The 539-nt window shown below is 51.4% G+C and carries 4 tRNA genes and 1 rRNA gene; all 5 read left to right on the top strand.

The features are described 5' to 3' along the window. The first annotated feature begins 9 nt into the window (after positions 1–9). Positions 10–126, top strand: a 5S ribosomal RNA gene (gene rrf / locus ACQCVH_RS25285). 10 nt (positions 127–136) lie between these two features. Then, positions 137–212 (top strand) — tRNA-Val (locus ACQCVH_RS25280). A gap of 5 nt (positions 213–217) precedes the next feature. Then, positions 218–293: transfer RNA gene (locus ACQCVH_RS25275), tRNA-Thr, on the top strand. Positions 294–316: 23 nt separating this feature from the next. Continuing rightward, positions 317–392 (top strand) — tRNA-Lys (locus tag ACQCVH_RS25270). A 23-nt stretch (positions 393–415) separates the two neighbouring features. After that, positions 416–500: transfer RNA gene (locus ACQCVH_RS25265), tRNA-Leu, on the top strand. Positions 501–539 lie beyond the last annotated feature (39 nt).

Below are 539 nucleotides of genomic sequence, written 5' to 3'. Positions count from 1 at the left end.
TCTAAATAGTCTGGTGGCGATAGCGAGAAGGTCACACCCGTTCCCATACCGAACACGGAAGTTAAGCTTCTCAGCGCCGATGGTAGTTGGGGGCTCTCCCCCTGTGAGAGTAGGACGCTGCCGGGCTTTAAAATATGGAGGATTAGCTCAGCTGGGAGAGCATCTGCCTTACAAGCAGAGGGTCGGCGGTTCGATCCCGTCATCCTCCACCATATATGCCGGTTTAGCTCAATTGGTAGAGCAACTGACTTGTAATCAGTAGGTTGGGGGTTCAAGTCCTCTAGCCGGCACCATTTTCAATATTTGTAGAGTGTTTGAGCCATTAGCTCAGTCGGTAGAGCATCTGACTTTTAATCAGAGGGTCGAAGGTTCGAGTCCTTCATGGCTCACCATTTAATCTCAGGCAACAATATATGCGGGTGTGGCGGAATTGGCAGACGCACCAGACTTAGGATCTGGCGCCGCAAGGCGTGGGGGTTCGACTCCCTTCACCCGCACCAATTTTATATGCGGAAGTAGTTCAGTGGTAGAACATCACC

It is taken from the genome of Bacillus infantis (assembly GCF_050107595.1).
GTDB lineage: Bacteria > Bacillota > Bacilli > Bacillales > Cytobacillaceae > Bacillus_AB > Bacillus_AB infantis_C.
Note: the sequence above shows the minus strand (reverse complement) of the source record. Positions and strands in the feature narration are given on the sequence as shown.